The 20,738-nt window shown below is 38.1% G+C and carries 17 protein-coding genes; 2 read left to right on the forward strand and 15 right to left on the reverse strand.

Features of this window, described 5'->3' with window-relative positions; all coding sequences use genetic code 11:
- Positions 1–7: 7 nt before the first annotated feature.
- The 10 genes from AC25Y1_RS04675 to AC25Y1_RS04720 form a co-directional block, all read right to left on the reverse strand.
- Positions 8–1,270, reverse strand: a complete 1,263-nt coding sequence (locus AC25Y1_RS04675) for a hypothetical protein (protein ID WP_488146784.1) — start codon at positions 1,268–1,270, stop codon at positions 8–10.
- Positions 1,231–2,421 (reverse strand): DUF58 domain-containing protein, encoded by a 1,191-nt coding sequence (locus tag AC25Y1_RS04680; protein WP_488146785.1) that lies wholly within the window; start codon positions 2,419–2,421, stop codon positions 1,231–1,233. The genes AC25Y1_RS04675 and AC25Y1_RS04680 overlap by 40 nt, the downstream gene beginning before the upstream one ends.
- Positions 2,421–3,356 carry an AAA family ATPase gene (locus AC25Y1_RS04685; RefSeq protein WP_488146786.1) on the reverse strand — a complete coding sequence of 312 codons (936 nt, stop codon included), beginning with the start codon at positions 3,354–3,356 and terminating at the stop codon, positions 2,421–2,423. Before AC25Y1_RS04685 ends, AC25Y1_RS04680 begins: the two co-directional genes overlap by 1 nt.
- A gap of 46 nt (positions 3,357–3,402) precedes the next feature.
- Entirely contained in the window at positions 3,403–3,573 is a 171-nt protein-coding gene (locus tag AC25Y1_RS04690) for an aspartyl-phosphate phosphatase Spo0E family protein (RefSeq protein ID WP_488146787.1), read from the reverse strand.
- 221 nt (positions 3,574–3,794) lie between these two features.
- Positions 3,795–4,235, reverse strand: coding sequence for a MarR family winged helix-turn-helix transcriptional regulator (locus AC25Y1_RS04695; protein ID WP_488146788.1), 441 nt, complete (start codon positions 4,233–4,235; stop codon positions 3,795–3,797).
- A gap of 74 nt (positions 4,236–4,309) precedes the next feature.
- Positions 4,310–5,746 carry an ATP-binding protein gene (locus tag AC25Y1_RS04700; protein ID WP_488146789.1) on the reverse strand — a complete coding sequence of 479 codons (1,437 nt, stop codon included), beginning with the start codon at positions 5,744–5,746 and terminating at the stop codon, positions 4,310–4,312.
- Positions 5,747–6,053: 307 nt separating this feature from the next.
- On the reverse strand, positions 6,054–7,412 hold the full coding sequence (locus tag AC25Y1_RS04705; RefSeq protein ID WP_488146790.1) for a TrkH family potassium uptake protein: 1,359 nt from the start codon (positions 7,410–7,412) through the stop codon (positions 6,054–6,056).
- Positions 7,413–7,436: 24 nt separating this feature from the next.
- A complete protein-coding gene (locus AC25Y1_RS04710; RefSeq protein WP_488146791.1) occupies positions 7,437–8,210 on the reverse strand; it encodes a TerC family protein in 774 nt (257 codons plus the stop codon).
- Between the two features lie 242 nt (positions 8,211–8,452).
- The gene (locus AC25Y1_RS04715) at positions 8,453–9,541 is read right to left on the reverse strand and encodes an SDR family oxidoreductase (protein WP_488146792.1); all 1,089 of its coding nucleotides are present in this window, start codon (positions 9,539–9,541) and stop codon (positions 8,453–8,455) included.
- Positions 9,542–9,698: 157 nt separating this feature from the next.
- Positions 9,699–12,752 (reverse strand): efflux RND transporter permease subunit, encoded by a 3,054-nt coding sequence (locus tag AC25Y1_RS04720; RefSeq protein ID WP_488146793.1) that lies wholly within the window; start codon positions 12,750–12,752, stop codon positions 9,699–9,701.
- Between the two features lie 285 nt (positions 12,753–13,037).
- Between AC25Y1_RS04720 and AC25Y1_RS04725 the strand changes: the two genes are divergently transcribed.
- Entirely contained in the window at positions 13,038–13,334 is a 297-nt protein-coding gene (locus AC25Y1_RS04725; protein WP_488146794.1) for a hypothetical protein, read from the forward strand.
- A 44-nt stretch (positions 13,335–13,378) separates the two neighbouring features.
- Here AC25Y1_RS04725 and AC25Y1_RS04730 read toward each other — a convergent pair whose 3' ends face one another.
- The 5 genes from AC25Y1_RS04730 to AC25Y1_RS04750 all read right to left on the reverse strand — a co-directional run bounded on the left by AC25Y1_RS04730 (position 13,379) and on the right by AC25Y1_RS04750 (position 20,177).
- Positions 13,379–14,953 (reverse strand): peptide chain release factor 3, encoded by a 1,575-nt coding sequence (locus tag AC25Y1_RS04730; protein WP_488146795.1) that lies wholly within the window; start codon positions 14,951–14,953, stop codon positions 13,379–13,381.
- A 144-nt stretch (positions 14,954–15,097) separates the two neighbouring features.
- Entirely contained in the window at positions 15,098–16,582 is a 1,485-nt protein-coding gene (locus AC25Y1_RS04735; protein WP_488146796.1) for a UDP-N-acetylmuramoyl-L-alanyl-D-glutamate--2,6-diaminopimelate ligase, read from the reverse strand.
- A 13-nt stretch (positions 16,583–16,595) separates the two neighbouring features.
- Entirely contained in the window at positions 16,596–17,648 is a 1,053-nt protein-coding gene (locus AC25Y1_RS04740) for a M42 family metallopeptidase (RefSeq protein WP_488146797.1), read from the reverse strand.
- Positions 17,649–17,743: 95 nt separating this feature from the next.
- Positions 17,744–19,132: an aldehyde dehydrogenase gene (locus tag AC25Y1_RS04745; protein ID WP_488146798.1), complete on the reverse strand. Its 1,389-nt coding sequence runs from the start codon at positions 19,130–19,132 to the stop codon at positions 17,744–17,746.
- Positions 19,133–19,232: 100 nt separating this feature from the next.
- Entirely contained in the window at positions 19,233–20,177 is a 945-nt protein-coding gene (locus AC25Y1_RS04750) for a Gfo/Idh/MocA family protein (RefSeq protein WP_488146799.1), read from the reverse strand.
- A gap of 150 nt (positions 20,178–20,327) precedes the next feature.
- On the opposite strand from AC25Y1_RS04750, the gene AC25Y1_RS04755 reads away from it, so the two are divergent.
- Positions 20,328–20,474, forward strand: coding sequence for a hypothetical protein (locus AC25Y1_RS04755; protein ID WP_488146800.1), 147 nt, complete (start codon positions 20,328–20,330; stop codon positions 20,472–20,474).
- Positions 20,475–20,738 lie beyond the last annotated feature (264 nt).

A 20,738-nucleotide genomic window follows, 5' to 3' on the forward strand; every position in this document is an offset into this window, starting at 1 on the left:
CATTCAATTATCTTCGATCCCTTTGAGTCGAAAAGTGCTCATCTCTAATTTTATTTAAATAAGCAACAAATTGTTTGCCTTCTTCTTCAGTTAAGGTCATGGAACTATATCGTGCTTTGTCATAGGTAACAAATAGCTTATGGCTGTTCCCCCAACCCATTCTGGAGAACCACTCTTTAACAGTTTCCTCTGCAAAACGCGGATACTTAGCTTGATTTGCATCGTTTTCAAAAACTTGAAAAGCCGTCCTTACAGCGTTAGAAGCAACAGAATAATCATATACATGTTGTCGATTTTCATTTTCGGAATCTTGACGACCAAAAAAACGTACTTTATATGAATGCCCATTTAACTCTTCATAATTATGTTGTTTCTTTCTAAAAATCATAAACAATAAAATAGCTGCCAAAATTCCCCCAGCTAGAACGACATAAATCCATACATCAAGTTCTGTACTCGAAGTCAATATTTCCATTTTTTCATCGGCATCATCATCAAAGTTTAAAATAGGCGGTTCCATCTCCTGATAACTTTTCCATCTTAAATAATCAAGCCAATCAATAATATAATCTAAAAATGGCGTGATGAAAGCAGCTATAAACATAAAAATCCCACCAAACAGAAATCCTAAAACAGCAAGAACCCCCGTTCGAACCGGTTCTATTAAGAAGTAAACGATGAGATAGGTTACAGTTCCGACTCCGAAAATGACGGCAAATACAAGACTAGTTTCTTTCCGATCAAATGCAACCATACGCCTCCCAAGTGCTAACGTTGTCAGATAGCGAATGATGATGAAAAGAGCTGTTGTTATCAAAAATAGGAGGACATTCACTTTGTTAATTTCTATAGCATGTGCTTTTTGCAAATAACTTCTCGTGATAAAATAAAAAATAGTAAATACGATTGTATTAATCGCAAGAAAATTCCACCTACCAAGACGCTTCAAACCAAAATTTGCGTGGATCCGCCAGCAAGTATATAAAAATATTAAGATGACCACCGGTAACCTTAACTCGATAAAATAAAATGGAACTGCGATAATTAGTGATAATAATAACCCTATAATAATCGAATAGCGAGTACGAGAAAAGAAAAAATGACTCATCAGACCAACAACTATTGCAAGGAATATTATTAAATAATGTGGGCTAACAAGTAAGTTTTCCGAAACTAATAAGAGTGGATAAGTAAGCAATAAGAGCTCCAAGATGAAGCTTTCAACATTTTTCAGTCTGAAACTGATGCTGTCGATTTGTCGTTGATCCACTGCTCCTCACCCCCTTCATATGAGCTGTCCATAATGACCTCGCTACGTTTTGCCCATTTACCATAAAATGCATGGAAACGTTCAGGTTCATGAGTAATCATTACAATTGTTGGTGCCAATTGCACTTTCGACTCAATATTCTGCAGGACATTTTCAAAAGGGATTTTCGCATTTTTCTCAGAGAGTTGAGCGAGTAATTCAAGTGATTTTTGATGTTGGATTTTTCCAGTACCCGTTGCTTGATGAATATAAGGTTCAGTTCCAAATGTCCTGATATTAATAATCATCTCATAAGGTATGGCGTGCCGCGTACAATAGTCAACATAAGATGCCAGTCGCTCTACTTTTTTTTCAAAATCTCCTGCTGTGCGCGCTTTTTCAATTGAATTTAGAATGAACATCACTGATTGTTCAGTCACTGGTAAATATTCCTTTGTCTGCAATTTTTGCATGCGCGCACTAGCCGTCCAATGAATTTGATCAAAACGATCCGATGGTACATAGTCGCGGGTACCAATCGGTTGAAATACGTCATGGAATAGCGATTGACGTTGAGGCACATCACCTGGTTTGAATGGAGATGGATTTAAATCTCCTGTAAACGGAACTATATTTGGATATACTAAATTTTCCTGCATCACCGCATCCTCAAGTTCCATTAAAATCGTACCTTCTCCGAATATATGTGGAACTTCAATAATGACACGCGTAATCCTGGACAATCCTCTTTTTCTACCTTCTAACGGAATTGTAATACGTGTTTTTTCATAACTTCCAACTGAAAATGGCACTGTGAAATCGAAAATTCCACTAAAATGTTGCATATCGTCTAATGCTGGAATAACCGAATCTTCAATGGAAAGTGTTAACTTTCCATTCCATATAGGAAGTCTTCCGTTTTCAAACTCCAACACTAAGTCCGATTCAGTCCCTATTAAAAAGCGGGCTTTATTTTTAAGCGGTAATAACTTTAACTCTTTTCCTACATTTTTATAGTATACATTTTGAACCATCCCAATAAGAAGAATTGATGCAAAACAAGCTGCAAGCGCAACTTGGAAATAAATGAGTGCAAACATTAAGAAGATGAGTGCGACGCCCATCATAAAATGTAAAGATTTAAATCCTTCTTCATGGCGACTCCAATTCATTAAAGTGCCGCTTCTATTGGAGCCGGTATTGAACTGATAATATCTTTCAATACGTCGTCTAATTCTTTAGTCAACATCCCTTCCGTAGATAACTCCATACGGTGTAATGCTGCAGGTTCAATAATCGCTTTTACATCATCTGGTGTCGCAAAACTTCTTCCGGAGATATAGGCATGTGCTTTTGCAGCCCGCAGAATTGCTAACGCCGCACGTGAACTTAAGCCCAGTTCGATAAAAGGATGTTCTCGCGTCGTGCGAACTATTTTCAAGATATAATGTTCAATATCCTCATGAACTGTCACATTGCTTGCTTCTGATGCCCATTTTTCTACATCGGCTGGACCAATTACGGATGACGTAGTAATTTCACCTGGATTATGTCCATATTGCTTTAAAATTTGATGCTCTTCTTCTAATGTAGGATAACCGATATTAAGTTTAAATAAAAAACGGTCAAGTTGTGCTGCTGGTAATGGAAAAGTTCCTTGTTGTGATTCGATTGGGTTTTGTGTCGCAATGACCATAAATGGTGTAGGAAGTTTGATCGTTTCACCATCAATCGTGACTTGTTTCTCTTCCATGGATTCTAGTAAACTAGATTGCGTTCTTGGTGTAGCTCGGTTGACTTCATCTGCAAGGAGAATATTTGTCGAAACTGGACCAGCTTTTAAAACAAAATCCTGTGTTTGCGGATTAAAATAACGAATTCCTGTTACATCTGATGGCAATACATCTGGTGTAAACTGAACACGCCTAAATTCTCCTTTAAATGCACTCGCAAAACTTTTAGCCATCATTGTTTTACCTGACCCCGGAACACTTTCCAATAAGACATGTCCTTCTTGCAATAGTGCGATTAACATAAAATCAAATTCTTTTTCTCTGCCTATAATAGCCTGATTCAGTTCTTGCTTAAATTCTTGGATCGAAACCACTCATAACCCCTCCTGAAATTTTCATATATATATTGTCTTACTCGTATTACTCTTCTCCCTCTGGCTTTGTGTGCTTTAAATTAGAAAGATGTTTTTCATAATCATTTATTAAATCATCAAGGTTTCTGCTAATTCTTAGTGTTTCATGGGAACTTAGACCTTTCTCGGCTGCAGTGTCCAACATCTTCTTACGCAATCTCTCTATCTCTTTTTCCACCAATATCCCTCCACGGTTCCATCACACATCAAATGAACCATATTGAATGACGATTAGCATAACTGATTTAGCAAAAAAGGAATATGCTTTATTAATATAGTACCAGACCGAAAACTATTTACCAAACTTATCTTAATAATCCGATACAAAATAATACCATATCACTAATATATAATTTTCCGTAAAAAAAACGGCACTCATTTTTTGAGTTGCCGTTTTCCTTATGATAAATCTCTAACAGATAATCCGAGTTTTTTGAGTAAGTCGATTGCTGTATTCTGCTCATCTGAACTTAACCCACTCATGAGTGATTCAATATTTTTTGAGTGCTCAGGAAAAATAGATTCGATTAGTTCGACTCCAGCTTCCGTAATTGATATATACGTGACTCGCTTGTCCTCAGAACAAAAAACTCTTTCTAGATATCCTCTTTTCTCCAGTTTATCTACAACATAAGTCATAGATCCACTTCGGAGTAATATTTTCGACCCTATTTTTTGAATCGGCTGTCTCCCTCGATGATATAGAAGTTCTAAGACACCAAACTCTGTTGGATTTAATCCATACTTATCGATTAACTGATGCGCTTCATCTAAAATCACTTTACATGAACGTGAAAGGACGATAAATAACTTTAACGCGCGTTCTGTACTATTTTCCATAGACTCTTCCACCTTTTATTATTCCATAACTCGCTATTAGAGTATAAGGGAATTTAAAGGGACTTGTCAAAATATCAAAAAGCTGGTTCAGATTGTAAAGCATTCATTTTATCGCTTGAGGTTCTATGCAACGACACTGAAGGAAAAGATAATATGAATTTAGAGCCTTTGCCAACCTCACTTGAAACAGACACCGTACCGCCATGCTCTTCAATCGTTTTGATGACATAAGGTAAACCCAGTCCAGTTCCATCAGCACGCGTTGTGAAAAAAGGCATAAATATTTGTTTTAATTGGGTGACAGACATCCCTTTACCCGTATCTGATACGATTATATTTACCTCTTTAGTGTTTAGAACTTCGAAGCTAATTGTCAATGTTCCACCACTAGTCATAGATTCTAGCGCGTTCTTCATGAGATTTAGTAATGCTTGCTTCAATTTCGCTTCGTAACCTAAAATAATGACTTCTTCTAAATTCCCATTCACCTGTGAAATCGAAATACCTTCTATACGGGCTTTAGGTTGAAATAAATTAACCATCGTTGCAACTAATTCAAGTAAAGATACATAAGATTTTTCCTCTACGGTCGGCTTAGAAAGTACAAGCATTTCATTTAATATTGTTTCCATACGAGTAATTTCATCGTCAATTACCGTTAAATACTTTTCTGACTCTTCTGCAGTTGAATTTCTTAAGAGCTGTGTAAATCCTTTAAGTGTCGTGATTGGATTTCGAATTTCATGTGCAATACTTGCGGCGAGTTGACCAACTTCATAAAGTGATTCCTTATGGGCTCTACGGTTCTCTAATTCGACTTTTTGGGTACAGTCTAGCATTCTCATGACAAACAACCCCTGGGAATCATCAAAATAGGTTTTTATCTGAAAGTGAAAAGTCTTTTCATCAAAATTCTGGAATGTCAAAGATAATTCAGTAAATCCTTCATATATAGTTTTTCTTATAGAATTTAAAAACATTTCTCTTGAATGGCCTAATAACTCACTGAAATCGTAGATACTTTTCCCAACTAACTCGCCTTTTGAGAACCCGAGAATTGTATCATAATGATTATTTGCTTTTTTAATGATTCCAGACGGATCAAAAGTAATGACTAGACTTTCAGGCTTCTTGAATACTTTTAATTTAGTCACGCCAAGACTTTTTATATCTGATTTAGACATATCGAAAAGCGCAATAATTCTACTTGAATTATCGCGGATAAGGTGTATTCTTACAGAATTAGATTTCGCATGTGGCTTCGTAATAAGAGGAAAATCAGATGTGGTGTAGCCTATATCTAATGCTCGTTTTATCATTTTATCCCATTTAAGTTCTTCATTAGATAATGCCTTAATGTTTTCAAGTGGTTTCACATTAAATTTTTGTTGGAATTCATCATTTACCTGAATAATCTTGCCTTTTGCATCAATAATTGCAAAAGGTTTGCTTGATTTATTGTAAAAGTTTTTGACCTCACTTAATTCATTTTGCTCAAACTGCATTGTCATCCTTCTCACCCCTTAATCAAACAATATGTAGAATATCACTTATTCATGCGAAAGTAGTCTATTCATGAAAAACTACTCAATTCCGATTATTCCATAATTAGAGAAATATTGGTATAGGTCTAAAGGCACTGTTGTTTAAAACTGTTTCCTATTTTAATATGTGAGTAGTTTATATTTTTTATAATATGAAAAAATAAAGGTTGATAAATTAGAGCTTTAATGACAAAAAATCCGTTATACTATTATATAGTATAACGGTTTAGGTCTTTCATTTGAAAAACAAATATTTTATTTTAAAAATCTATTTTCACCCGATAATTACTCTTTCTTGTGGATATTGATAATGTGGTTTCTCTGTTTTACCACCAAGTGTAAACAAAAATGATATGAGTCCAACTCGGCCAATAAACATTAACGCCATAATAATAGATTTACCTGTTACTGAAAGATCGGATGTAATGCCAAGAGACATACCGCAAGTACCAAATGCAGATGTTATTTCAAATAACAGCTCAATGATTGTCATATTCGGCTCGGTCACCATTAAAATCAGCAATGCGACAATAACCATTATACTAGCCAATAAAATAACCGCATACGAACGAAATACATCAATCAGCTTAATTTGCCGATTAAAAATATGAATAACTTCTCGTCCTCTTGCGAAATTAATGAGAAATAAGATTGCAATTGCAAACGTCGTTGTTCGTATACCGCCCCCAACCGAGCTTGGCGACGCACCAATAAACATTAACAAACTCACGACAATATCTGTCGCATCACTAAACTGCGTAACATCTATCGTCGTTAAACCTGCTGATCTAGAAGAAACCGAGTGAAATAACGATGCGAATATCTTTTCATGCCAAGCCATTCCTTTAAATGAGTTAAATGACTCGAGAATAAAAATCATTATTGCGCCAAAAACTAACAGGAAACCAAAAGTCATCGTCGTGATTTTCGTAAAGAGCGAAAAACGAAATCGCGGATTTTTCTTCGAAAAAAAGGCTTTCACCTCTATTAAAACTGGAAAACCAATTGCCCCTAGGATGATTAAAAGCATCGTAATAGTTTGTATAAAATAGTCATTGAAAAACGGTCTCAGTGATTCGCCTGTAATATCAAAACCAGCATTTGTTGTCGCAGATACTGCCAGAAACAATCCATTTAAAAAGGCTTCACTAAAAGAATCATAAAATCTCATAATATAAAAAGTGAAAATTAATCCACCGATTAGCTCAATCAGGAATATAATTTTCACGATTTCTTTAATGAGATAAACAACACCAGAAAGATTGTATTGATTATGGTCGACCATAATCAATTGACGTTCTCTCATACCAATTTTTTTTCTTATCAATAACCAAAAGAATGTTCCGATTGACATGATCCCAATTCCTCCAAATTGAAGGACGACCATAATCATGCTGATCCCAAAGGGTGTGTATGTTTCGGAAATATTTATAGCCGTTAAACCTGTCACACTGACTGCACTCACAGCTGTGAAAAGACTATCTATCATCTCAATCTTAATCCCCGGCTTATAGACGCCGGGTAAGTTGAGAAGCAAGAATGAAAATGCAATGGCTAAAAAATAATAAAACACAATAATTTGCGCAGGAGTTAGCCTTTTAAAGCTTTCACGAGTTAATTTTAATCGATGCAATTGACTACCTCCTGCAATAATAAATTATTTGTTTTGTTCTTTATTCTTTTTTCGATCGTTGCTTACACCGACGAGGTAACCATAAAGTGCAATTCCTACGAGAACAACCCAGAATGTCGTCTTCCAAATAGTTGAATGTGGAAAATCTGTAGGAAGAATTTGTAGTTTTTCATGTGACAATGTTAGGACGACTAACTTAACCCCTACCCAACCTACTATGAGAAAAGCAGCTGTTTCGAGGGACGGGTATTTATCTAGTAAGACAACAAATTTCCGCGCAGCAAATCGCATAATAACTAAACCAATTAAGCCACCCAATAACATAACAGTGAATTGACCACCGTTAATTCCACCAACATCGAAATTGCCCAATTCAGGAAGTGTAACCGCAAGAGCTACTGCCGCTAACATAGAGTCTAAAGCGAATGCAATATCTGCCAATTCAACTTTAAATACGGTCATCCAAAAACCTGACTGTTTACGCGGTTTCGTTAAGTCATCACCATGCTTATCTTTTTTCTTTTTATCATAAATATTTTTGATGGATATAAATAAAAGATATGCTGCTCCAAGTGCTTGGATTTGCCATATGTTAACGAGAAAAGTAATCATGAACAAAGCCGCAAATCGAAAAACGAATGCACCCAAGAGTCCGTAAAACAATGCTTTCTGCTGTTGTACTTTTGGTAGATGTTTTACCATTACAGCCATTACTACCGCATTATCCGCGGCTAATAGTCCTTCGAGTACAATAAGTACCACAAGTACCCATGCATATTCCAGTAATATTGCTTCCAAAAAATCTTCCTCCTAGTAAATACAAAATAAAAAAACCCTCACCTAATAAATAGGCAAAGGTCTCGCAAAGTCGGAATTTAATCTTTAAATTTCGGCTATCATAACCGATGGCAAAGTTAGCCACGTATTGACGATTATGAAATAGGTTTCCCTAAAGCTACTCCCCTTTGACAATAGTCAAAAGATATTAAGTTGGGTCTTTGAATTTAGTATACCACCCATCTTTGATTTGTAAACGAGTTTTATCGAATAATTACATGAAATTTTTTCTGCTTCTTATTTTCTTTATAAAATCTAGACATCGCCGGGATAGTCGCAATAAAATCTGCACATTGGATATAACTGTCTGCTAGTAATTCCTCAGCGATTGTGGTGTCAAAATTGGCATTCCATGTTAAATAGGCCAAGCTTTCAACTTCAACGCCTAATTTTCGTTGTAGCCATTTTGAAGAAAGCCCTTTTTCCGCTAATTTACGCGGGAATCGTCCTTTTGGTTCTTTGCCAGCTAATTCTTTCACCATTGCTTTATATACATTCTCGACTAAATGTGGTGCTGGATCGGTCAAATGAATGGTCTTTCCAAGCGCGGACTCAAGCCCCACAAAAAATATTGTCGCATCAATTATATAATCTACCGGGACTACATTTATATTTGCATCTGATTTTCCAAGGTACGGAATAATAGGCATCCACTTTATTTTATCAATCATATTCATAAAAAAGTAAGGTCCATCAAACTTTATCGTTTCGCCTGTTTTTGAATGTCCCCTAACGATTCCAGGCCTAATAATGGTAACAGCGGTATCTTTTTTTAATTGTTCCACGAGACACTCGGCTTCAAATTTCGTTTCTTCATAATGATTTTTAAATCCAGTTGGACGGATCAATTCCGTCTCAAGTACTTTGCCTTCACGATTTCCCGCAACGTATGCAGTGCTGAAGTAGATGAATTGAGTGATGGAGGGATGTGTACGCACGAAATTACAAACCATTTTCGTTCCATCCACATTTACTTTCCAAGCAATTTCCTTTTTCACCGCAAGATCGTATATAGCGGCCAAATGCCATATAACAAGTTCTTCTCCCCAAATTTTGCTGAGCGCGACTTCATGCATTCCTAGATTCTCTAGCGTAATATCTCCTAGGATTATTTCAAATTCAAAATGTTCATCTAATTCTTCTCTAATTTCAAGCAGGCTTTTTTTTGCCTGCGTTAATTCACTTTCTAAAACAAGTACATACAATTTTTCAAGTTTACCTTTTATAATCAATCCTCTAATTAATTCACTAGCGATAAACCCTGGGAACCCCGTGAAAAAATGAACATTCATCCGCTACACCCCATTTTTTATTTTAGTATAACATTATTTATCTCCTGTTGGAGGAATGTTCTGAAAATAATTAAAAGAAATAAGAAAAGCGTATTCATCACAAGTAAAAACTTGAATGAATACGCCACTTTTATTTTAATTCAGACCTTCTTTTGACTTACACATTTTTCCTTGTTTGTTTATCAATTAGACTATAGATAATCGGAACGATATAAAGTGTCAGTATTGTTGAACTCAATAATCCACCAATTACTGCAATTCCCATAGGCTGATTCATTTCAGTTCCTTCTCCGAGTCCAAGGGCAAGTGGTAATAGCCCAAGAATTGTCGTTAATGCCATCATAAGGATTGGACGAACACGGTCTCTGACAGAAGATATTATCGCATCATACGAACTAAGACCGGCTTCTTTTCGCTGGTTAATATAATCCACTAACACGATTCCATTATTGACAACAATTCCAACGAGGACCAGTATACCAATTATTGCAGTCACACCGATTGGTGTATTTGTGGCATATAATCCGATGGCCACGCCAATTATCATAAGCGGCACAGAAAACATAATCACAAATGGGTATTTAAATGATTCAAATTGTGCCGCCATGACCATGTATACAAGGACGACCGCAAGCGCAAGCGCGAGCATCATATCATCAATTGCCCCTTCAAATAACTCACGATCTCCACTAAATACAACATCAATCTCATCCGGTAAGTTTATCTTTTCGAACGTGTCATTGACTCTTGCCGTCATTTGCCCCAGTGTTTCGGTCGATGAATACTTCACGTTAAAAGTAACAGAATGAGCTTGATCAACACGTTGGATTGCTACTGGACCTTCAGCTATCTCAACAGTAGCCACATCGCCTAATGCTACAAATTCGCCGACTTGATTTCGTATTTTTAATTTCCGCAATTTATCGATACTATCTCGGTATTTTTCATCGTACTCAACTAAAACGCTATACACTTCATTTTCTTCACTTATGATTTGTGTTGCAAACGCACCGCGCGTAATATTATTAACAGTTTGGGCGAGTTGATAAGGTACTAACCCTTTGTCTGTAGCTTTTTCACGGTCTACAGTAATCTGAATTTCTTCAACTGTATCAGCAAGTGTATTTGTTACTTCCGTGACCGCGTCTATGTTCGTTAACTCATCATTCAAATTCGTGACTGCTTCGTCCAGCCTTTTTTCATTGGTATCATTCAGTGAAAAACTTAACGTATTTGGAGATGAACCCGATGCAGTTTGCAGATTAAAACTAATTTCTGCATCCTCTCCAACTGTTTCTATGACGACTGGTTGAACTTCATCAACAAATTCAAATACTGAACGATCTCGCTCACCAAGGGGAACCAGTTTTACGTAGACTTCTGCGCGATTTGCATTTGATGACCCCTGTGCTAAACTCTCTTGTGTGCCGCCAACAAGGCTTACATAGACTTCAACATCATCTTGTTCTTTTAAAGTAGACTCTATCTTTTGGACGACTTCATTCGTTGCATTTGTTGAAGCGCCATTCGGAAGTTTTACCGCAACACTAAAAGATCCTTCATCTGTTGCAGGTAAAAATTCTGTCCCGACTTTAAATAATCCATATCCACTAATCACAAGTAATACAACCGTAATTCCTAGCACCTTTATACGGTTACTCAATGCCCATTTTACTGATCGCTCAAATCGGTTCAATGATTTTGAACGCCTTCTTCTCGCTTCATAGTCCCCTTTTGGCTTCTTCAATATTCGGGCTGCCATCATCGGTACAACCGTTAATGCAACCACCAATGATGCAAATAGGCTAAACGAAATCGTTAACGCAAATTCTGTGAAGATTTCACCTATTAAACCACTAATGAATAATACAGGTACGAACACAGCAAGCGTTGTCAGTGTTGACGCCGTGATTGCGCCTCCAATTTCTTTCGTACCTTCCATTGCTGCTTGTTTTGGGTCTTTTCCCATTGATAAATGTCGTTCAATATTTTCAATAACGACAATGGCATTATCCACGAGCATACCTATACCAAGAGCCAATGCCCCCAGTGTCATGATATTGAGAGAGAAGTTCGCAAAATACATTAAAACGAAGGTCACAATGACTGAATATGGAATTGCAATCCCAATAATGATTGGGCTCTTAACTCCCCGTAGGAAGAAAAACAAGACAATCATTGCAAACAAGCCACCTAGAATAAGTGACTGACCTATATTTCCAATCGCTAATTTAACGTAATCTCCTTGGTCAAAAAGTATATTCGATTCAATCCCTTTATACTGCTCAGTCGCCAGAAGGTCGTCCAGAGCCTTTTTAAACGACGTAGAGACGTCAGCTGTATTTGCCCCAGATTCTTGCAAGACTGACATCAGAACAGCCGGCTCTTCGTTTGCACGGGTCTCTGTCGTCGCATGCGCTTCTGTAAGTTCAACTTTTCCTACGTCACTGACTTTAACTTTTTTCCCATCGACAGGATTGACGGCAATTGTTAAATCTTGAATATCATCAACAGAAGTTAACATACTTACAATTCGAGTTGTTAGTTGCTTTCCTTCATTTGTCTCAATTGGTTCGCCTGGCATTGAAACATTATTGGCTTGTATCAGTTGGACGATGTCTTCTTGCGCCAAGCCATTTTGTTCCAACTTTTTCTCATCGAGTGTGATTTGAACTTCTTCGACTAGCTTTCCAGAAACAGTAACGCTCGCGACACCTTTCGTTCGGCGTAATTCTTGCTCCAATTGTTCAGCAACTAATCGGATATCCGCATCGTTATCTTTTGCACTTAATGACAATTGAATTACCGGAAATTGCGATGGGTCAAATTTTAACAACCGAGGCGCATTCGCACCGTCCGGCATCGGAACTTGGTCGACCCGTTGTAGTAAATCCATTTGGACATCATCAATTTTTGTAGACCAATCAAACATCAGAAAAATAAAATTCGAACCTTCCTGTGATGATGATTGAATTGATTTCAATCCAGGTGCGGTCGACAGACTATTTTCTAGCGGCTTCGTTACTTTCTCGCTCACTTCTGTTGGCGAAGCCCCTGGATAACTAGAGACAACCACCGCTACGGGTGGGTTTAATTCCGGAATTAGTGTTACTGGTATGCGAAAAAATGATACCATACCTAGAATGATTACGAGAAACATGGTGACAATCGTAAAAACTGGTCTTTTTATTGAAAAATTACTAATTTTCATGGGAACGCCCTTTCTTGATAAAAGATACACTAGTTCAATCATAATGAATGAAGAACCCTTTCTCAAATAGGAACTTCATATTCGACAAAAACAAACATACTTTACACGCAATCTTGGTCCTTTACATGGCCACTCTCTGCAATCAAATTCACAAAAAATAAAAGCCACCCGAATCATCGCAATTCGTAACGATGTATGCGTGTCTTTTAATCGAAACCTGTTATAATTGGTTTCATCATTTCCGGATATCCGGATATAAATATACTCACATTGGAGGTCTTTTCCATGTATGAATCTAATCATCAAATCATTTGCACCCTTACCTATAAATTAGCTGAAAAGGTTACAGGTTGGTATGCGCAAACGACAAATCAAACAACGCATTGTATCCGTTTATCTACCGATACAATCTCAACTGAAAAGTATAACTTTCCATTAGAACATGTTTATGACCTATCCTATAAGCCATTTTCAAATCGAGGCGGGTTGTTTTATCTTCATACCAACCAAGGTGTATTTATGTTTTCAGTCGATGCAGATCCAACCTACTTCATCGATCTGTATAAATCCTTACGGCAATAAAAAAAACTAGCAGAACGGAAATCCGTCCCACTAGCTGTAAATTTTTAAAGTAAACTATACAAGTTGATATCTGGATTTTTATCATTGAACCAACGCATCGCAAATTCATTTTCAAATAAAAACACCAATTTCTCATAACGGTCTTTTACAAGCATTGCACGTTGACCGGCCATAGATTCTTTTACATCGCTTTCATTTTCAATCCAACGAGCCACTTTCGAACCGAGGTACTCCATTTGCACTTCTACGTTGTATTCGTTCTTCATACGATGTTCGAACACTTCAAACTGGAGTTGCCCAACAGCCCCAAGCAACACATCTTCCGTGTGAAGCGTACGGTAATATTGAATAGCACCTTCTTGGACAAGTTGCAGTATTCCTTTATGGAAATGCTTCGATTTCATAACATTTTTTGCCGTCACACGCACAAATAATTCAGGCGTAAATTGTGGTAATGCATCAAATGTAAAGGAAGATTTCCCTCCGATTATCGTGTCGCCTATTTGATAGTTCCCTGTATCATGCAGACCAATAATATCTCCAGCTACGGCTTCCTCAACTGTTTCACGGTCATCAGCCAAAAATTGTGTTGTTTGCGTGAGTTTAAATGTCCGAGAAATCCGCGGAACAGTGACAGTCATCCCACGTTCAAATGCACCTGATACGATGCGCACAAATGCAATACGATCACGATGCGCTGGGTTCATATTCGCTTGAATTTTAAAGATGAATCCTGAAAACTCTTCCGACTGTGGACTAATTTCCGTTTTATCTTTTGTCATTCTTGGCTGTGGTGGAGGCGCGAACTGTAAAAATGTCTCTAAAAATGTCTGCACACCAAAACTTGTCAATGCACTTCCAAAAAATACAGGTGTCAATTCACCTTTAGCGATACGTTCCTCGTCGAAATCATTACCTGCCTCATTCAATAATAAAACATCTTCTAGTGTTTGTTTGTAATAGGATGTTTCCATCATTGGATGTGATTTGAGAAGTCCTCCGTCTTCATCCAACTCAAGAAAACGATCGTCTCCCTCAGCACGAACTTGTTCAATACGATGATTAAAACGATCATATATACCGTAAAATTCTTTGCCCATTCCGATTGGCCAATTCATCGCATACGACTCAATTCCAAGCACTTCCTCAAGCTCTTCCATCAAATCCAATGGTTCTTTACCTAGTCTATCCATTTTATTGATGAAAGTGAAAATTGGAATCCCACGCATTCTACACACTTTGAAAAGCTTGATTGTTTGTGGTTCAATCCCACGTGCGACATCGACCATCATAACTGCAGCATCGACTGCCATCAATGTACGATACGTATCTTCACTGAAATCTTCGTGCCCAGGTGTATCGAGAATATTGACTCGTTTGCCGTCGTAATCGAATTGCATAACGGATGATGTGACCGAAATCCCACGCTGTTTTTCAATTTCCATCCAGTCAGATGTCGCAAACTTGCCTGACTTTTTACCTTTTACCGTACCAGCGTCTCGAATCGCGCCACCAAAATAAAGTAGTTTTTCTGTAATCGTTGTCTTGCCGGCATCCGGGTGGGATATTATCGCAAATGTCCGTCGGGATGCAATTTCTTCATTTATTGGGTTCTTCATGTATTTGTAATCTCCTTTTAATCCGCTTGTCTAATCATAGTGATTACAACCTAAAATTTCAACATTTTTTTCTTGGCAATAACAGCTTATGTTTTAGATCATATAAAGTTGAGCCGCCTAGCATCTAGACGGCTCGTCCTTTTTTTATTTCTTTACTTCTTTCGATCCGAATTTTTTCTCTGCTGCTGAAAGAGCGATGTCCGCATCTGAATGTGGATATTTTGTATTTCCAATAATTTGAAAATCTTCATGCCCTTTACCTGCAAATATGATGATGTCGTTGGGATTCGCAACGGCTACTGCATGTCGTACCGCTTCGGCACGGTCGCCGATACAAGCGTAGTTATCATGTTCTATTCCTGACTCTAACTCTGCTAAAATCGTTTCATAGGGTTCGTCGCGAGGATCATCTGTTGTGAACACCACGTAGTCAGCAACAGAGGCCTCTTTCCCCATAATAGGACGTTTAACACGATCCCGATTACCCCCGGTCCCAATAACAAAAATCAACTTATTCTTTTTATAAGGAAGAACCGCCTCGATTGCTTTCTTAATAGCGTCAGGTGTATGGGCATAGTCAACATACATGGTCAAAGGCAACTCTGTTTCAACTTTTTCCATTCGACCCTTCACCGTATCAATCTCACCAAGATAGCGAACAATATCTGAAGTGGCCATCCCTTTGGCATAAAGTGCCGCGATTGCAGCAAGCGCATTCGCTACACTAAATTCGCCGATTAAGTTCATCGTCACCTGGAATTTACCATCTGGAGAATTTAATGTAAACATTGTCCCATCTGCATTAAGTACGATGTCTTCTCCGTGGAATACAGCCTCGTTCTTAATTCCGTAAGTTAATATCGGATAGCTTGTCTTTTCAAACAGTTTCTCACTCCAAGGATCATCCACATTTACAACAGCAAACTTTCTTTTCTCAAGATCTTGGCCAAGTTGAGAAAACAAAAGACTTTTTGCTTCTCCGTAATTGTCCATCGTTCCGTGAAAATCAAGATGGTCATGCGTCAAATTCGTAAATACCGCAATATCAAATTCAGTTCCGGCAAGTCGGCCTTCAACAAGTCCATGAGACGATACTTCCATTGACATAGTAAGACAGCCTTCATTGGCTGCTTGTGCAATCATCGCTTGCGTTGTTAACGCATCGCCCGTCGTATTTTCAGTATCATAAAGTGTACCATCCAAATCAAATCCGATTGTTCCAGAAGCGGCTGATTTTTCTCCAGATGCTCTTAAAATAGACTGAATAATTCCACTAACACTTGTTTTTCCATTCGTTCCCGTAACACCAATCATCGTCATCTTTTTCGAAGGGTATTGATAATAACGCGCTGCCAATAAACTAATCGCCCGCGTTGTATTTTCGACTGTAACGACAGCAATCTTTTCTAGGTCAACATCAACCGGCTTTGATGCAACAATGACTCGTGCACCGTTGGCAACTGCTTGTTGAACAAAATCATGGCCGTCTACAGTAAAGCCTGAAATGCAGACGAACATTCCGCCAGCATTTATGACCCGCGAATTAACCGCAAGATCCGTTATTGTTTGAGGTAACGTTCCCACGACTTTTTTAATTGGTAAAATTGAAAGTAATTCCTTTGTATCCATCAAAATCCTCCGTTCAGTCCATCATATCCGATGTGACATATGCATATAAAAGTTCTGCTGTTGCTTGTAATGAGTCAATATGTGTTCGTTCAAGTGCGTGTGATGATTCAATACCCGGACCAAACAACGCATGTTTCACATCAAAACCTGCCCGAATTGCCGCCGAGGCATCCGACCCATAATATGGATAGATATCGAGTTTATAGCCAATCTTCTTACGCTTAGCAAGTTCAATAAGGTGTTGAGTTAACGCGTAATGATATGGCCCACTAGAATCTTTTGCGCAAATTGAGACGGTATATTCATCGGATGTTTGTCCATCGCCAATCGCTCCCATATCAACCGCTATATATTCTACCGTTTCGGCAGGAATATTCGAGTTTCCTCCGTAACCAATTTCTTCGTTATTGGAAATATAAAAATGAGTTGTATAGGGAAGTTTAACTTCATGTTCGATTAATGAACGTATTAATTCAACAACTAACGCAGTGCTTGCTTTGTCATCCAAATGACGCGATTTGATAAACCCGCTATCCGTCTCTTCGAAACAAGGATCGAACGAAACAAAATCGCCTACTTCAATACCAAGCTTACGTGTGTCGTCTGCATTAAATACCTTTTCATCAATTCGTACTTCAATATTGTCAGCATTTCTTTCCGCTGAACCTGCATCTCTATAGACATGAACAGTCGTTTGATGCATTAAAATCGTTCCGCGAACCTTTTTGCCTGAAGCTGTATGAATTAAGCAGTATTCGCCTTCCACTGCATTCCAATTGAAACCGCCAATCATCGTTAATTTTAAACGACCGTTGCTTTTTACTTCCTTCACCATCGCTCCAAGTGTGTCCGTATGCGCAGTTAATAGGCGATGCTTTGTTGTATCCGTTCCTTCAATGGTTGCTATAACAGCGCCTTTATTTGTCGTTTGATAAGGTACACCAATTGTTTCAAATTCTTTTGCGATTAACGCCATTACTGTCGACGTATAACCAGATGGGCTAGGTGTTTCAACAAGTCTTTTTAAAAGTTTTACTGTTTTCTCTTTATTAAATACATTCGTCATGTTTAGTATCCCCTTTGCTCAATTGAACAACAAATTAATCTCTATAAGTAAGTATACTTTTATTCCAGTCTAAAAGAAAAGAAAAACCGCATCCATTAACGGATAAGCGGTTTGATAATTTTTAATTTATTTCCATATGGTGGTAAGGCGAGTTTCATTGGTATCTTTGTGCTCCGTTGCATCATTGACTTTGCATGGGTGAATACATTAAAACTATCCTTACCATGATAAGCATTCATACCAGAAGAACCGACTCCTCCAAAAGGCAAATTCGTATTGCCCACATGCGAAATCGTATCGTTAATACATCCGCCGCCAAATGGTAAACTTTCAATAAAGTAATTTGCAGCTTCTTCATTTTCCGTAAACATATAAGCAGCGAGTGGTTTCGGCAACTCTCGAATGCGGTGGATAACTTCCCCGAGATTATCATACTCAAGAATTGGCAAAACTGGCCCGAAAATTTCATCTTGCATCGATGGACTATCCCAAGTCACTCGGTCAAGCAGTGTTGGCTCAATGAATAATGAAGACCGATCAAAATCTCCACCAAAGACAATTTGTGGCCATTCTTTTTCAATTACTTTTACAAGTCTCATAAATTGGCGCTCATTAATAATCCTGCCGTAATCAGGACTTTCTTTGGCATCCATTCCATAAAAGGCTTGGATTGTATCAGATAATATTTCGATAAACTCTTTCTTTACTGAACGATGAACAAGTAGATAATCTGGCGCGACACACGTCTGTCCAGTATTTAAAAACTTCCCCCAAACAATACGTTCAGCGGCGTGATATAAGTCTGCAGTTTGGTCGACGATTGTTGGACTTTTACCACCAAGTTCCAACGTAATTGGCGTTAATCTTTCAGCGGCAGCCTTCATGATTACCTTCCCGACTGCAACGCTCCCTGTAAAGAAAATATAATCGAAAGGCGCATGAATTAATGCAGTCGTTTCATCCCGCTCTCCTTCTACCACACGAATATATTCAGGTGAAAATGTCTCTGAGATAATTTTCTCCACGATACGAACTGTATGAGTTGCAGATTCAGAAGGCTTAACAATGGCACAGTTTCCACCGACTATCGCACCAATGAGTGGTTCCATGACAAGTTGAAATGGATAATTGAACGGCCCGATGATCAAGACAGAGCCATATGGTTCACGAACGATAAAGCTTTTAGATGGTTGTAAATGAATCGGCGTTTTGGCCACTTGTGGTTTCATCCAAGCTTCTACATTTTTAATCATATTCGAAATGCTTGAAAGGACAAAACCTATTTCAGTTACATATGACTCAAAGGGACTTTTCCCTAGATCTTTTTGAAGTGCGTCTGAAATGGCATCTTCATTTGCAAGAATTGCATCGCGTAACTTTGCGAGCATTTCCTTTCGAAATTCTGCGCTCCGTGTCTGACCAGTAAAATAAAACTGATGCTGTAAAGCAATCATCGATTCAACATCTTTCGCTGTGAAATTCATCGACTTCCCCCATTCTATTAATACTTTCTATGATAGACAGAATTGCAGAAAAGTGCAAAGATTCTTATAGCAGCTTATGATTATACACATATTTCCATCATTATTTTTCAGCCAGTAGTTCATCAATGAGCACTTGGACAACGAGTCCTTCAGAAAACGGAACAAGAATTTCAGCCTCATTTTCCATTGCTAACATACATTCTTCGATCAGCGTTTTTACTGAATCGAAGGAAGTCAATATTTCAAAAGGACTGTCTTTTTGTGCCACGCTAAGTTCCGACCAATTACGCAGTTTTAAAACGCCCTTTGTTCCATATACTATGTATGACAGTTCTTCTTCCTGTCCGACTCCCGTATGTCCGTTTAAAAGTACTGGTATTTTGTTTTCAGTTTCACCTATTGCAATGACGCTTGTCTCAGCAAGCGTTTCATTGACTGGATATGTCGTTTTGTGGTCTTGAACCTTGATGTTCCCAAACATTCTATACATAATTTGCAGAAAATGCGGGAACACTTCACGCGTAAATCCGCCCTGTTCACGTGAAGCAATCCACGGATTTTGTTGCCACAGTCTTGGCCAGTGCGGAAAATATGCATGTAGTTCGACACGAATAATATCGCCGATTGTTTCTTTTTCAACAAGTTTCATCATATGTCTTACGGATGAGCTATACATGAGCGGAAAATGCATCGCAGTTAATACTGTTTTGTCGCTAGCAGCTTGCTTCATAATTAACCCGTCTTCCGCATCATGTGCCAGCGGCTTTTCGCAAAGTACATTTAAGCCGGCTTCAATTGCCATTTTACTCAGTGGTGCGTGTGATACTGGAGGTGTACCGATATAAACCCAATTCGGTTTTAAGGCTAAAACCTCTTCATAAGAGGATGCCGCAAAAAGGCCATATGTATTCGCCATGTCAGTTAGCCGTTCTGTATTTTCGTCGAACAATGCGATGATTTCTGCGTTTTCGTTTGCAAGAATTTGTTTAATAATACGTTCGCCGACAATACCTGTTCCAATAAGTGCAAAGGTTGTTTTACCCAATTGACTCGCTCCTTTAGTAGTAATAAATTTTAAATTTCATTATATAAAGTAGGCCTTCCGAATCTTTTTGCCCGGTTACAGTTTGTATTATATCACCCAAGGGTAAATAAAGTTTAATTCGAAAATACAATCGATTAAGGAGGAAATACAATGACAACGACAGAAACCTGGTGGGAAGAAATTTTCGAGGGGAATCTTTCTCTTGGTATTAATAAAGAGAGACTTTCTGAACTTGAAGATGAGAATTTCCTCTATTTTACAGAGGAAGAAGATAGTACTGAACATTTGCATACATGATCGTTTATGTAGGATTGTTTACTAAATAAAATTAAATATCCAATATTTAAAACCGCGTATTTGAATGATTCATTATTCAAGTACGCGGTTTTTAAGCAAGCCGTTGATTTCCTTTCCGCGGGCACGGCAAAGTGTGGAAAGACACAGATCAATCTTTCCCACCTCCTCGTGCATTGCGTTCCTGCGGGGTCTTCAGCTCGCGCTTTTCCCGCTGGAGTCGCCGCCCTCATACGCGTCAACTTAAGGTTCTGTTCATCACTTCTT

The sequence above is a fragment of the Sporosarcina sp. Y1009 genome (genome assembly GCF_057669865.1).